Origin of the sequence: Mesorhizobium sp. M4B.F.Ca.ET.143.01.1.1, assembly GCF_004792275.1 — a bacterium.
GTDB lineage: Bacteria > Pseudomonadota > Alphaproteobacteria > Rhizobiales > Rhizobiaceae > Mesorhizobium > Mesorhizobium abyssinicae.
In genome coordinates this window covers 54,643-68,921 of the sequence record NZ_SRSR01000007.1, presented here as the reverse complement: position 1 = coordinate 68,921, position 14,279 = coordinate 54,643, and the positions used below count along the sequence as shown (strand labels likewise).

Sequence of the window (14,279 nt, the reverse complement as noted above, 5' to 3'; positions counted from 1 at the left end):
AGTTACTCCGCCGCGAGCTTGTCCGCCACGCCGTAGGTCGCCTGGTAGAGGGCGCGCTGGCGGCTGAGCGCCACCATCGTGTTGCGCAGCAGGATCGCCACCGTGATCGGGCCGACGCCGCCCGGCACCGGCGTGATCCAGGAGGCGACTTCCTTGACGCTGTCGGTGTCGACGTCGCCGACGATGCGGGTCTCGCCGTCCGGTCCGATCTCGGAATTGATGCCGATGTCGATGACGGCGGCGCCCGGCTTGACCATATCGGCCTTGATCAGCCTGGGCTTGCCGACGGCGACGAACAGCGCATCGGCGCGCCGCGCATGCGCTGCCACCGAGCGCGTCATGTGGTGGCAGACCGTCACCGTCGCGCCCTCGCTCATCAACAGGAAGGCGATCGGCTTGCCGACGATCTCGGAATGGCCGACGACGACCACCTCGAGCCCCTTGAGGTCGAGACCGGTTTCCTTGAGCAGCTCGACCGAGGCTGCCGCCGTGCAGGGCGCCAGGTCGAGCTGGTTGTAGACGATGTTGCCGATCGAGGCCGGATGCATGCCCTCGACGTCCTTCAGCGGATGCACCGCCGCCTGCAGCGTCTTGATCGGGATGTGAACCGGCACCGGCCGCTGGATGATGATGCCGGTGACGCGCGGATCGGCATTGAGGCCGTGGATCGCGGCCTCCAGTTCGCCGGCGGTGATGTCGGCGGCAAAGCGCCGTTCCTCGAAGCCGATGCCGGCCAGTTCCGCCTTGGCGCGCTGGTTGCGCACATAGACATCGACCGCGGCGGTGTCGCCGACGGTGATCGACACCAGCTTCGGCGGAAAACCTTCGGCGGTGGCGATCGCGGCGTCCTCGCGCACGGAGGCGATGATGCGCTGGGCCACCGGCCCACCCTTGAGATAGCGGCTGTCGTCGGACCGGGACATGGCTGACCTTTGGTGTCGGGAATTGTGCGCTGCAATAGCAGAGGCCGTCCGGGAAATCAGCCCCCGAAAACGAAACGCTCTGCCTTCAGCGCGACGCGTTTTGCCTCGAAAGGCGAAAGGGCAGCGCGGTTTCCCGCGCTGCCCTTTCGTGACCGGCCGCATCCCCACACGGCCCGTCCCCCGTTAACTCGTTGCCAGTCTAAGCACGTCTCCCGAATACGCGCTATGGCTTGGGAGCAACAGCTGGCGCCAAAATTAGTCGGCGCTGCCTGACCGGCAGATTCTCAGTCCCTATATCACCACCACCGTCGTTCCGACATTGACACGCTCGTAGAGGTCGACGACGTCCTCGTTGCGCATGCGGATGCAGCCGGAAGATACGGCGCCGCCGATCGTCCATGGCTGGTTGGTGCCGTGGATGCGGTATTCCGTCGTGCCGAGATAAAGCGCACGGGCGCCCAGCGGGTTCTCCTCGCCGCCGGCCAGATAGGTCGGCAGATAGCGGCCCTTGGCGGCCTCGCGCTTGATCATCACCGCCGGCGGGCGCCAGTCGGGCCAGACGCGTTTGTCGGTGATCTTGTGCGTGCCCGACCATTCGAAGCCCGGCTTGCCGGTGCCGACGCCGTAGCGCCTCGCCTTGCCGTCCTTCTCGACCAGATAAAGGAAATTCTGGTGCGTATCGATGACAATGGTGCCTGGCTTCTGCGGCCCGTCGAACGCGACTTCCTGCGGCAGGTAGATCGGGTTGATCTGCGGCCGCATCGCCGTGCGCCGGGCCGGCTGCTGCACCGCCGCCGTGCGCTGCTGGTCGGGCTGGACCTGCAGATAGCGCCGCTGCGGCTGCTGCACCATCTGGCGGGTCTGCCGCACGATACCAGGCGCATGGCCGAGCTGCAGCACCCAGGGCGCGGAAAGGTCGGGGCTCACCATCACCGGCGGCCGGTCGGCATAGCGGTCATCGGCATTGGAGGAGGTGGCGCCGGCGGCAAGAACCGCCGCGGCACCCAGCAGGGAAAACAAGACTGTCTTCATCGGAACGCACCTTGATCGTCGAACGGACGGAGGCACGAAACCGCCCCCGGTTGCGCGATCCTTGGCGCCAAGCGGCAACCGAAACATGAATCGGAATGCGTAAAATGCCGATGTGTCAGTAAACCTTTTGGTGTGGTTACCGGCCGGTTCAGGAATCTGGTAAAGCCACGGTAAAACAGGCGCCGAGGCGCATTAACGAATGGATTTCTGGCAATGGGAACTGAAAATGCCGGCCTGCTCGACGGTCCCGACGGCAAGGCGCGCTGCTTCTGGCACGGCAATCTGCCGGACTATATGCACTACCACGACCGCGAATGGGGCCGCCCGGTAACGGACGACCGGCGGCTGTTCGAGAAGATCTGCCTCGAAGGCTTCCAATCCGGCCTTTCCTGGCTGACCATCCTGCGCAAGCGCGAGAATTTCCGCGAGGCCTTCGCTGGCTTCGACTTCGACAAGGTGGCTCAATTCACCGACAAGGATGTCGAGCGCCTGCTCGGCAATGCCGGCATCATCCGCCATCGCGGCAAGATCGTCTCGACCATCAACAACGCCAAACGTGCGCGCGAAATGGTTGACGAGTTCGGCTCGCTGGCCGCCTGGTTCTGGAAGTTCGAGCCGGGGGCCGGCGAACGGCCCGAAATCGTCGACCTCGCCCATCTGCGTGCCAATCCGACGACGGCGGTCTCGGTCCGCATCTCGAAAGAGTTGAAGAAGCGCGGTTGGAGCTTCGTCGGCCCGACCACCGTCTATGCCTTCATGCAGGCGATGGGCCTGGTCAACGATCATCTAGAAGGCTGCGTCTGCCGCAAGGAGGTGGAGGCGGAGCGGAAGAGGCTCAAACGGCCGAAATGATTTCCTTCCCCTTCTCCCACAACAAGGGGAGAAGGTCAGGTCGCGCCTCAGATGCCGCTGGCGCCGGTCAGGAACAGGCCGGCGACGATCGCCGCCAGCGCGGCGAAGGCCGGGTAGATGACCAGCAGGCCGGTCATCAGCGCATCGCGCATCGACGAGCCCTGGCGCGGCTCCGCCTCGAAAGGGCCCGCCACCTGGCTCACCGTTACGAGCGCCTGGCCATCGGCCGGCCGCAGCCGCGCGGGCAGTTCACGCGTGCCGCTGTCGATTGTGTCGAATTGTCCCGTGGTGCTCATAGCCCCGAACCCTTTGGTTTCGGTGCGCTTTATCGGCTGCGATTGTGTCGGCACGATGCCGCGCTGATGGCGGAATTGTTTCCTTTTTGGTGGGGTTGGTTTCAGAAATGCCTCAGGCGTTCCAAACGACTAACCACAGCAATTGGTGCTTACCTCTTCAGCTGCCTGGCGCTGCCCCTCATCGCCCTGCCGGGCACTTCTCCCCGTATAGTGACGGGGAGAAGGACGCCGTCATCGCCGATTTCGCCAATCGCCAACGTTGGAATTGTAGCACCGGCGCCGAAGTCTCTCCTTCTCCCCGTCAGGTGCCGGCAGGCGGATGAGGCGCGGCGCGGCGTTCGCAAACTGTCCGAACTCAAGCCTCGTTGCGGATCGAGCCGCAAACCCTTGCCGCACCAAGCGGCATCGGCTAGGACACGCCCGCCGTGGAAAGCGGTAATCTAACCGGCCCACACAACGCCACGAAACACCGAGTACCCATCCCATGGCCGACAAATCGGAAAAGACGAAAGCGCGGCTGCCGCGCGGGTTTGCCGACCGCGGCGCCGATGACATCCGTGCCGTCGAGAAGATGATGGCGACCATCCGCGGCGTCTATGAGCTCTACGGCTTCGAGCCGGTCGACCAGCCGATGATCGAATACACCGACGCGCTCGGCAAATTCCTGCCCGACCAGGACCGGCCGAACGAAGGCGTCTTCTCCTTCCAGGATGATGATGACCAGTGGTTGTCGCTGCGCTACGATCTGACCGCGCCGACGGCGCGCTTCGTCGCCGAGAATTTTGACAAGCTGCCGAAACCCTATCGCAGCTATCGCTCCGGCTGGGTATTCCGCAACGAAAAACCCGGTCCCGGCCGCTTCCGCCAGTTCATGCAGTTCGACGCCGACACCATCGGCACGCCAACCGTGGCAGCTGATGCCGAGATGGCGATGATGATGGCCGACGTGATGGAGGCGTTGGGTCTCAAAGGCCAGTATGTTATCCGCGTCAACAACCGCAAGGTTCTGGACGGCGTGCTGGAGGCGATCGGCCTTGGCGGTGATGAGAATGCGGGACGCCGTCTGCAGGTGCTGCGCGCGATCGACAAGCTGGACAAATTCGCGCTTGAAGACATTCAACTGTTGCTTGGGAAAGGTCGCTGGGACGGTGGCAAGGAAGGCGAGGGCGACTTCACCAAGGGAGCGGGTCTTTCTGACAGTCAGATATCGCAGCTGTTGAATATCACCGGTTGGAAGTCCCAGGGATCCGGCAGCCGAGGAGTTGCCAACGGCCTTACCGTCGACAATCTGCGTAGCGGCTTCGAACAAACGCCCCTTGTCATGCAAGGTTGTGACGAGCTCGATCAGATACAGATGCTCTGCGCGGCCGCGGGCTATGATGAAACCAAGATATTGATCGACCCCTCGGTCGTGCGCGGCCTCGAATACTATACCGGCCCGGTCTTCGAGGCCGAGCTGCTGGCCGAGATCCCCAATGAGGACGGCCAGATCGTGCGCTTCGGGTCGGTCGGCGGCGGCGGCCGTTATGACGGGCTGGTCTCGCGCTTCCGCGGCGAGCCGGTACCGGCGACCGGCTTTTCCATCGGCGTCTCGCGTCTGATGACGGCGCTGAAGAACCTCGGCAAGCTCGACATTTCCGATGTCATCGCTCCGGTCGTCGTGCTGGTCATGGACAAGGACACCGAAAGCCTCGGCCGCTACCAGAAGATGGTCGCCGACCTGCGCGCCGCCGGCATCCGCTCCGAAATGTATCTCGGTGGCGCCGGCATGAAGGCGCAGCTGAAATACGCCGACCGCCGCGGCAGCCCGGTCGCCGTCATCCAGGGCGGCGACGAGCGAGCCAGGGGCGAGGTGCAGATCAAGGACCTGATCGAAGGCGCGCGCATGTCGGCCGAGATCACCGACAACGCCGAATGGCGCGCCGCCCGCCCGGCGCAGGCGACGGTGGCGGAGAGCGAGCTGGTTGGCGAGGTGAAGAAGATCCTGGCGGCTCAGGCGGCTGATCGCGCGAAAGGTGGCGCTTGAGCCCCCCTCTCTGGCCTGCCGGCCATCTCCCCCTCAAGGGGGGAGATTGGATGTCGCCTGCGCTTTCGCCACTCTTCAGGGCCGAAGAAAAAGCGCCGCGCTTTGAGCTGCTGATCTCCCCCCTTGAGGGGGAGATGTCCGGCAGGACAGAGAGGGGGGCCTCGCGCCCAACCTATCCATGACCTCCCGCTACCCCGCCATCGCCGCCGACATCGCCAAGCTCTTCGCCGCACGCGACACGCACGCCGTCGAGGTCGCTGTGCTGCAGCCGGCCGATCCGTTCCTCGACATGGCCGGCGAAGACCTGCGCCGCCGCATCTTCCTCACCGAGAGCGAGACCGGAAAGACGCTGTGCCTGCGCCCGGAATTCACCATTCCCGTCTGCCTCGACCATATCGCCAGCCAGGCCGGCACGCCGCGCCGCTATTCCTATCTCGGCGAGGTGTTCCGCCAGCGCCGCGAGGGCGGCAACGAATTCTTCCAGGCCGGCATCGAGGATCTCGGCGACCGCGACACGGCGGCTGCCGACGCCCGCTCGCTGGCCGATGCGCATGCGCTGCTGACCCTGGCGCTGCCTGCCCAGCCGCTGGCCGTCACGCTCGGCGACCAGACGGTGTTCGAGGCTGTGCTGGCAGCGCTCGGCCTGCCGCGGGGCTGGCGCATGCGGCTGGCACGCGCCTTCGGCTCGGCGCCGATGCTGGAGGCGGCATTGGCCGACCTCGCCAACCCGCCGCGCAACAGCCAGCTTTCCGGCCCGGTCGCGGCGCTGGTGCTCGACGGCGACCTCGACGGCCTGTCGGCGCACATCGCCGGCGGCATGGAGGAAGCCGGCCTGTCGGCATCGGCCGGCCGCTCGCCTTCCGACATCGCGCGGCGGCTGATCGAGAAGGCTGAGTTGCGCAGCGTCAGGCTGTCCAACGAGGCGTTCGCGGCGCTGAAAGGGTTTCTGGCGATCGACGTGCCGCTGAACAATGCGGCGCAGGCGCTGGAAAGCTTTGCCTCTGGCGCCGGCCTTTCCCTGGGCGCGGCGCTCGACAACTTCGCCGCCCGCGCCAGGGCGATCGAGACGCACGGCCTGCCAATGGCGGATATCCGCTACGATGCCGCTTTCGGCCGTCCGCTCGACTACTATACCGGCCTCGTCTTCGAGATCGCGGCCGAAGGTGGTGAGAGGCCGCTGGCCGGTGGCGGCCGCTACGACCGCCTGCTGACGCTGCTCGGCGCGAAGACGCCGATCCCCGGCGTCGGCTTCTCGGTCTGGCTCGACCGCATCGAGGCGCTGCGGGAGAAGGCCAGATGATCACGCTCGCGCTGCCATCGAAGGGCCGGCTGAAGGAGCAGGCGCTGGACGTGCTGGCCAAGGCCGGCCTCACCGTCAGCCTGCCCGGCGACGAGCGCAAATACCGCGCCCGCATCGAGGGCATGGAGGCCGTCGAGGTCGCCTTCCTGTCGGCCTCCGAGATCGCCGGCGAGATCGGCCAGGGCTCGGTCGATCTCGGCATCACCGGCGAGGACCTGCTGCGCGAAAACCTGGCCGACTGGGAAGCGCGCGCCGAGATCGTCGCCCGCCTCGGCTTCGGCCATGCCGACGTCGTGGTGGCGGTGCCCGACATCTGGCTCGACGTCGAGACCATGGCTGATCTCGACGATGTCGCCGCCGACTTCCGCCAGCGCCACGGCAGGCGGCTGAGGATCGCCACCAAATACTGGCGGCTGACCCAGCAGTTCTTCTCGCAAAAGCACGGCATCCAGGTCTACCGTATCGTCGAGAGCCTGGGCGCCACCGAGGGCGCGCCGGCGCAAGGGCTGGCCGACGTCATCGTCGACATCACCACCACCGGCTCGACGCTGCGCGCCAACCACCTCAAGGTGCTGGCCGACGGCGTCGTGCTGCGATCGCAGGCCTGCCTTGTGGCGTCGAGGAAGACGCGTGGAGCAGCGGACCAAGCCGTCTTGCGCGACATAGCGGCGAAGATGGCGTCAGTGAACGGATAGCAACCGAGGTCGGCGCCGCCCCTCGGCGACGCGCCCTTACTCCCCGTCACCATACGGGGAGAAATGCCCGGCAGGCAGCCTCAGGCGATTGCCCTCCATACCATCGGCCAGTTCCCACCGCCGCCGTCGACTGATAGGCTCGGCTAATCCCGGGAGGAGACGGCGATGGCGATCAAACTCGACGAGCTCATGAACGCCACCAATCTGCGCGGGCGCAGCGCGAGGGGCACCTTCATTGCCCCGGTCGATGGCAAGGCGCATGTCTCGGGCGACCATTCGGTGCCCTTGCTCGACAAGACCATCCCGGAACTGTTTTCCGACACCGTCAGCAAATACGGCACGCTCGACGCCGCCGTCTTCGTCGGCCAGGACAAGCGCTTCACCTGGAGCGAGCTGTCAGACACAGTGGATGCGCTGGCTGCCGGCTTCCTGGCCCTCGGGCTGGAAAAGGGCGACCGCGTCGGCATCTGGTCGCCCAATCGCTGGGAATGGCTGGTGACGCAATTCGCCACCGCGCGCATCGGCCTGATCCTGGTCAACATCAATCCGGCCTACCGGCTGACCGAGCTTGAATATGCGCTGAACAAGGTCGGCTGCAAGGCGCTGGTCACCGCCGCCAGCTTCAAGACGTCCGACTATCTCGGCATCATCGAGACGCTGGCGCCCGAGATCGCCAAGGCCGAACCCGGCAAGCTCAAGGCAAAGAAGCTGCCGGCGCTGAAGATCGTCATCCGCATGGGCGAGGACAATTCGCCCGGCATGTTCAATTTCGGTGACGTGCTGGCCATGGCCGGGCGCGACGAGCACGATAGCCTCGACCGCATCTCCGAGGGGCTGAAGCCCGGCGACGCCATCAACATCCAGTTCACCTCAGGCACGACGGGCGCGCCGAAGGGTGCCACGCTCACCCATTTTAACATCGTCAACAACGGCAATTTCGTCACCTCGGCGATCAAGCTCACCGTCGACGACCGGCTCTGCATCCCGGTGCCGCTCTATCACTGCTTCGGCATGTCGATGGGCACGATGGGCTGCGTCACCAAGGGCGCCACCATGGTGTTCCCGGGCGAGGGCTTCGACGCCGGCGCGACACTGAAGGCCGTGGCGCAGGAACGCTGCACCGGCCTCTATGGCGTGCCGACCATGTTCGTCGCCATGCTCGACCATGCGGATTTTTCGTCCTTCGACCTCTCCAGCCTGCGCACCGGCATCATGGCCGGCTCGCCATGCCCGATCGAGGTGATGAAGAAGGTTGTGTCGCTGATGCATATGTCTGAGGTGACCATCGCCTACGGCATGACCGAGACCAGCCCGGTATCCTTCCAGAGCGGCGTCGACGATCCGCTGGAAAAGCGCGTCTCCACCGTCGGCCGCATCCAGCCGCATGTCGAGGTCAAGGCCATCGATGCCGACGGCGCCACGGTCGCGGTCGGTGCGCCGGGCGAGCTCTGCACGCGCGGCTATTCGGTGATGAAGGGCTATTGGGACGACGTGGAAAAGACCCGCGAGGCAATCGACGCCGACGGCTGGATGCACACCGGCGACCTCGCCACCATCGACGCCGAGGGCTATTGCAACATCGTCGGCCGGGTCAAGGACATGGTCATCCGCGGCGGCGAGAACGTCTATCCGCGCGAGGTCGAGGAGTTCCTCTACCGCCATCCCAAGGTCAAGGAAGTGCAGGTGTTCGGCATTCCCGATGACAAATATGGCGAGGAGCTGTGCGCCTGGATCGTGCTGAAGCCCGGCCAGATCGCCACCGCGGAGGAGATCAAGGCCTTCTGCGCCGGCCAGATCGCGCACTACAAGGTGCCGCGCTATATCCGCTTCCGCACCGAACTGCCGATGACGGTCACCGGCAAGCCGCAGAAATTCCTGATGCGCGACACGATGATCGAAGAACTGGGTTTGGTGGTGCAGAAGACGGCGTGAAACGGCATTTATGGACAACGAGTTTCCGAATTTCGCGGCGCTGAAGGCCGCCAAAACCGAAAACATAGATTATCGCATAGTCGTCCGGCGCGGAGCGCGAACCGGCAGTGCGATCGTCATGGCCCCACATGGCGGCAAGATCGAGCCCCGCACCTCCCTGATCACCGAGACGATAGCAGGGCGCGATCTCGATATGTATTGCTTTGAAGGGCTCATGCCGGAAAGCAACCGAGAACTGCACATAACATCCAGGAACTTTGACGAGGCAACCGCGCTGGAACTGTTGCGGACCAAGTCGACGGTCGTCGCCATCCACGGTCGTCAGGATCGGGACGATCCCTCGACAGTTTACCTCGGCGGCAAGGACGCCGCGTTGGTTTCGGAGATAGCCTGGCGTCTGCAGGACGCCGACTTCCAGACGCAAAAGGACAACCATCCCTTTCCAGGTATCCAGGATTTGAACATCGTCAACCGAGGCTTGACGGGGAAAGGAGCACAGCTGGAAGTGCCCTTGTCGTTGCGCCGTCGACTGGGGAGCGAGTTGGAACTTCTGGAACGATTTTGTGGGGCGGTTCGCAAGGCCATCGAGACATTCGATGCGCAAAACGGTGCCCAGGCCTCAATCGTGTTTTGAATGGTGCGCTTGGCAGGCAAAGATGCCTGTGAGGTGCCCCCGCCGCGCTTTTCCGCTAAGTTCGCGGAAACGCGTGGCGTTCGGGGGCTCGGATGACAGGTTTCGGACGATCGGTAACGTCCTACGCGATGCCCTTGGCCGCCCTGGCGATGGCCGTCGCGGTCAGGGCCAGCGGGCTCTCCGTGGACGTAGGGTCGCCGGGCGTCAGGATCCTCGTCGGAGCGCTTTCGAGCGCGATCATGTTCATCACTATTTTCGTGGTGCTCGAGCATGCCGAGGCGGTGGCTCGGCGGGTCGGCGAGCCTTACGGCACGCTGGTGCTGACCTTTGCCGTGACGGCGATCGAGGTGTCGATCATCGTGTCGATGATGCTGCATGGAGAGAACAACCCGACGCTTGCGCGTGAGTCCGTCTTCTCGACGGTGATGATTACCTCCACCGGCGTTGTCGGCACCTGTCTCGTGCTTGGCGGCTGGCGTCATCGCAAGCAGGCGATCGTTCGCCAGGGGACCACCGCCTATCTGGCGGTTCTGGTCGCGCTGACCGTCATGACGCTTGTTCTGCCGACCTACACGCGGACCACCGATCCCGGCACGTTCTCAGCCGCTCAGCTCGGCTTTGTCAGCGTGCTTTCCGTGCTGCTCTATGCGGCTTTTGTGTTCGCGCAGACCGTCCGCCATCGGGAAGACTTCATCGAAGCACAGGCCCACGAGGTTTCGATCCGAACCGCCCCCCATGAAGGCGTCTTCGCCAGCGCCCTGCTGCTGTTCGTCGGGCTGATCGGAATTGTCATGCTGGCCGAGCAGGTCGCCGCGAGTGTCGAAGACACGCTCGTTGCCTACGAGGTGACCCAGGCCGACAGCATTGTCGGGGCATTGATCGCGGGGCTGGTTCTGATGCCGGAGGCGATTTCGGCGGTTCGTGCTTCCCTCAACAACGAGCTGCAGCGCGGCCTGAATGTCGCGATGGGCTCTGCCTGCGCCACAATTGGCTTGACGATACCGGCGGTCGCGGCAGCCAGCCTGCTGACGGGACGAGGGCTGACCCTGGGGCTCCCGGCGGCTGACGCTGTCCTTATGGTCCTGGCGCTTTTCGTATGCAGCATCAGCTTCAGCACCGAGAGAACCACATTCCTGACTGGCATGGTCCATGTCGTGGTGTTTTTCACCTATGTATTTCTGATATTTGTGCCGTGAGAGGCTTTGGTAAGAATCAGCACGTCGCGGACGTTTCTGAAGCGCTATGCGATTGTCGAGAAACTGGGATGGCAGCGTAGTCGGCGCACCCTCACGCGGCCAGCACCGCCGCATCCAGCCCGCGAATGATCTTCGCCAGTTCCACGCATTCGTCGTGCCGCGCCTTGTTGCGGCGCCAGGCGAGGCAGATCATGCGCTGCGGCATCGGCTCCTGGAACGGCACGATCTTGAGGTCGGGAATGGTGCCGGCGGGCCGCATCGCCATCTCCGGGACCAGCGTCACGCCCAATCCATGCGCCACCATCTGCAAGAGGGTCGTCAGGCTGGTGGCGCCGTAGCTCGCCATCGCCACCGGCCGCACACTGCCGCAGACGGCCAGCGCCTGCTCGCGCAGGCAGTGGCCTTCCTCCAGGAGCATCAGCCTTTCCAGCGCCGGGCTTTCCGGCGGCACCGGCGGCGAGGCGAAGGCCGGATCGCCTGACGGCACCGCAAGGAAGAAGCGGTCGGGGAAGAGCTCTTCGCTGACCAGGCCGGGATGGTCGAGCGGCAGAGCGGCGATGAACGCGTCGAGCCGCCCGGCGGCAGTGTCGTCGACCAGCGACGCGGTCACCGCCTCCCGCAGTTCGAGCTGCAAGACCGGGAAATGCCGCCTCAGTTCCGGCAACGCATGCGGCAGCAGATAGGGCGCGACTGTCGGGATGATCCCCAGCCGGAAGCGTCCTTCCATTGCGGGGCGGCCGCGCCGCGCCGTCGTCTCGACGTCACGGATATCGGCCAGGATGCGCTCGATGCGTGGCTGCAAGGCCAGCGCCTCGTCGGTCATCCGCACCGTCTTGCCGCCGCGCTCGAACAGACGGCAGCTCAGCCGCTGCTCCATCTCCGCGATCTGGGAGGACAGCGCCGGCTGGCTGACGCCGGCGAGCTTGGCGGCGCGGCCGAAATGCAGCGTCTGCGCCAGCGCGTCGAAATATTGCATCTGCCGCACGGTGAGGCCAATCATAAGAAAATCCTATCGGAAAAAACAGGAAAGGCAATTTGTCTTTATCACCTCGCCGGCCTAGTCTGGAATCGTTCCAGATTGGTGCGGCCGCTGGCCGCCCCTGGCGAAAAATCAAATCTCGGTAAAAATCGGAGAGTAAGATGGACGCGAAAACCGACGACAACAGCGCGGGCAAATGCCCCGTGCCGCATGGATCCGCCGGCAGGACCAATCGTGACTGGTGGCCGAACCAGCTCGACCTCGGCGTTCTTCACCAGCAGTCGAGCCTCTCGGACCCGATGGGCGAAGGCTTCGACTACGCCAAGGAATTCAAGAGCCTGGATCTCGATGCGGTGGTCAAGGACCTGCACCAGGTGATGACGGATTCGCAGGACTGGTGGCCGGCCGACTTTGGCCATTACGGGCCGCTGTTCATCCGCATGGCCTGGCACAGCGCCGGCACCTATCGCATCGGCGACGGACGCGGCGGCGCCGGCGCCGGGCAGCAGCGTTTCGCGCCGCTGAACAGCTGGCCGGACAACGCCAATCTCGACAAGGCGCGCCGCCTGCTCTGGCCGGTCAAGCAGAAGTATGGCCGCAGCATCTCCTGGGCCGACCTGATGATCCTCGCCGGCAACGTCGCGCTGGAATCGATGGGCTTCAAGACCTTCGGCTTCGCCGGTGGCCGTGCCGACGTCTGGGAGCCCGAGCAGGACGTGAATTGGGGTTCCGAGGCCAAGTGGCTGGGTGACGAGCGTTACTCCGGCGATCGTGAACTCAGCGGCCATCTTGGCGCCGTCCAGATGGGCCTGATCTACGTCAATCCGGAAGGACCGAACGGCAAGCCGGATCCGCTCGCCGCGGCGCGCGACATCCGCGAGACCTTCCGCCGCATGGCAATGAACGACGAAGAGACCGTGGCGCTGATCGCCGGCGGCCACACCTTCGGCAAGACGCACGGCGCCGGCGATGCGGCGCTGGTGGGCGCCGAGCCGGAAGGCGCCGGCATCGAAGCGCAGGGGCTCGGCTGGTCGAGCAAGCATGCCACCGGCATTGCCGGCGACGCCATCACCTCCGGCCTGGAGGTCACCTGGACCACGACGCCGACCAAGTGGAGCAACAACTTCTTCGACAATTTGTTCAACTACGAATGGGAGCTGACGAAGAGCCCGGCGGGTGCAAACCAGTGGACGCCGAAAGGCGGCGCCGGCGCCGGCACCGTTCCGGACGCGCACAATTCGTCGAAGCGCCATGCCCCGGCCATGCTCACCACCGACCTTTCGCTGCGCTTCGACCCTGCGTATGAGAAGATCTCGCGGCGCTTCCACCAGCATCCCGAGCAATTCGCCGATGCCTTCGCCCGCGCCTGGTTCAAGCTGACCCACCGCGACATGGGTCCGGTCGTGCGCTATCTCGGCCCGCTCGTGCCGAAGGAAGAGCTGATCTGGCAGGATCCGATCCCGGCGATCGACCACGAACTGGTCGGCGAACAGGATATCGCCGCGCTGAAGGCGAAGATCCTGGCCTCCGGCCTGTCGGTCTCCGAGCTGGTCTCGACCGCCTGGGCCTCGGCCTCGACCTTCCGCGGTTCCGACAAGCGCGGTGGCGCCAACGGCGGCCGCATCCGCCTTGAGCCGCAGAAGGACTGGGAGGTCAACCAGCCGGCCGAACTGGCGAAGGTGCTGGCGAAGCTCGAGGCCGTCCAGGCCGAGTTCAATGCCGGCGGGAAAAAAGTCTCGCTCGCCGATCTGATCGTGCTCGGCGGCGTCGCCGCCGTCGAGAAGGCGGCGAAGGACGGTGGCCATGACGTGAAGGTGCCGTTCACGCCGGGCCGAACCGATGCCTCGCAGGAACAGACCGACATTGTCTCCTTCGCCGCGCTCGAGCCGGTCGCCGATGGTTTCCGCAACTATGCCAGGGGCAAGCAGGTGCTCTCGGTCGAGGCGCTGCTGGTCGACCGGGCGCAGCTTTTGACGCTGACGGCGCCCGAACTGACGGTGCTGGTCGGCGGCCTGCGCGTGCTCGGCGCCAACACCGGCAAGTCGAAGCACGGCGTGTTCACCGACCGGCCGGGCACCCTGACCAACGACTTCTTCGTCAACCTGCTCAGCATGGCGACGATCTGGGATCCGGCCTCGGGCTCAGACGGCGTGTATGAAGCGCGCGACCGCAAGACCAAGGCGGTCAAGTGGACCGGCACCCGCGCCGATCTGATCTTCGGCTCGCACGCGCAGCTGCGCGCGCTGGCCGAGGTCTACGCTTCGGGCGACGCCAAGGAGAAGTTCGTCAAGGATTTCGTCAAGGCGTGGACCAAGGTGATGAACCTCGACCGCTTCGAGATCGCCTGACGCCAAGCATTCACTGCAAAGAAAAGGCGCGGGGCCAGCCCCGCGCCTTTTTTCCTCAGGCTTAGA

Annotated in this window: 12 protein-coding genes; 8 read left to right on the top strand and 4 right to left on the bottom strand. The window is 65.0% G+C overall.

The features are described 5' to 3' along the window. Positions 1 to 2 precede the first annotated feature (2 nt). On the bottom strand, positions 3 to 923 hold the full coding sequence (locus tag EN786_RS18635; protein ID WP_127310603.1) for a bifunctional 5,10-methylenetetrahydrofolate dehydrogenase/5,10-methenyltetrahydrofolate cyclohydrolase: 921 nt from the start codon (positions 921 to 923) through the stop codon (positions 3 to 5). Positions 924 to 1,214: 291 nt separating this feature from the next. Beyond that, a complete protein-coding gene (locus tag EN786_RS18630) occupies positions 1,215 to 1,955 on the bottom strand; it encodes a L,D-transpeptidase (RefSeq protein WP_127310602.1) in 741 nt (246 codons plus the stop codon). A 213-nt stretch (positions 1,956 to 2,168) separates the two neighbouring features. Here EN786_RS18630 and EN786_RS18625 point away from each other — a divergent pair, with 213 nt between their 5' ends. Then, the gene (locus tag EN786_RS18625; RefSeq protein WP_127310601.1) at positions 2,169 to 2,807 is read left to right on the top strand and encodes a DNA-3-methyladenine glycosylase I; all 639 of its coding nucleotides are present in this window, start codon (positions 2,169 to 2,171) and stop codon (positions 2,805 to 2,807) included. 47 nt (positions 2,808 to 2,854) lie between these two features. Here the strand turns inward: EN786_RS18625 and EN786_RS18620 are convergent, their stop codons facing one another. Further along, positions 2,855 to 3,103, bottom strand: coding sequence for a hypothetical protein (locus EN786_RS18620; RefSeq protein WP_127310600.1), 249 nt, complete (start codon positions 3,101 to 3,103; stop codon positions 2,855 to 2,857). 484 nt (positions 3,104 to 3,587) lie between these two features. Between EN786_RS18620 and hisS the strand changes: the two genes are divergently transcribed. The 6 genes from hisS (at position 3,588) to EN786_RS18585 (ending at position 10,886) form a co-directional block, all read left to right on the top strand. Continuing rightward, the gene (hisS, locus tag EN786_RS18615; protein WP_127310599.1) at positions 3,588 to 5,129 is read left to right on the top strand and encodes a histidine--tRNA ligase; all 1,542 of its coding nucleotides are present in this window, start codon (positions 3,588 to 3,590) and stop codon (positions 5,127 to 5,129) included. Between the two features lie 178 nt (positions 5,130 to 5,307). Further along, positions 5,308 to 6,429 (top strand): ATP phosphoribosyltransferase regulatory subunit, encoded by a 1,122-nt coding sequence (locus EN786_RS18605; protein ID WP_135908713.1) that lies wholly within the window; start codon positions 5,308 to 5,310, stop codon positions 6,427 to 6,429. Next, the gene (gene hisG / locus EN786_RS18600; RefSeq protein ID WP_135859628.1) at positions 6,426 to 7,124 is read left to right on the top strand and encodes an ATP phosphoribosyltransferase; all 699 of its coding nucleotides are present in this window, start codon (positions 6,426 to 6,428) and stop codon (positions 7,122 to 7,124) included. Before EN786_RS18605 ends, hisG begins: the two co-directional genes overlap by 4 nt. 165 nt (positions 7,125 to 7,289) lie before the next feature. After that, positions 7,290 to 9,056, top strand: a complete 1,767-nt coding sequence (locus EN786_RS18595; protein WP_127309493.1) for an AMP-binding protein — start codon at positions 7,290 to 7,292, stop codon at positions 9,054 to 9,056. Positions 9,057 to 9,066: 10 nt separating this feature from the next. Beyond that, entirely contained in the window at positions 9,067 to 9,690 is a 624-nt protein-coding gene (locus EN786_RS18590; RefSeq protein WP_127309492.1) for a poly-gamma-glutamate hydrolase family protein, read from the top strand. Positions 9,691 to 9,818: 128 nt separating this feature from the next. After that, entirely contained in the window at positions 9,819 to 10,886 is a 1,068-nt protein-coding gene (locus tag EN786_RS18585; RefSeq protein WP_245478184.1) for a calcium:proton antiporter, read from the top strand. Between the two features lie 91 nt (positions 10,887 to 10,977). Here the strand turns inward: EN786_RS18585 and EN786_RS18580 are convergent, their stop codons facing one another. Beyond that, on the bottom strand, positions 10,978 to 11,886 hold the full coding sequence (locus tag EN786_RS18580; RefSeq protein ID WP_127309490.1) for a hydrogen peroxide-inducible genes activator: 909 nt from the start codon (positions 11,884 to 11,886) through the stop codon (positions 10,978 to 10,980). Positions 11,887 to 12,026: 140 nt separating this feature from the next. Between EN786_RS18580 and katG the strand changes: the two genes are divergently transcribed. Next, entirely contained in the window at positions 12,027 to 14,213 is a 2,187-nt protein-coding gene (gene katG / locus EN786_RS18575) for a catalase/peroxidase HPI (RefSeq protein WP_127309489.1), read from the top strand. Positions 14,214 to 14,279: the final 66 nt, after the last annotated feature.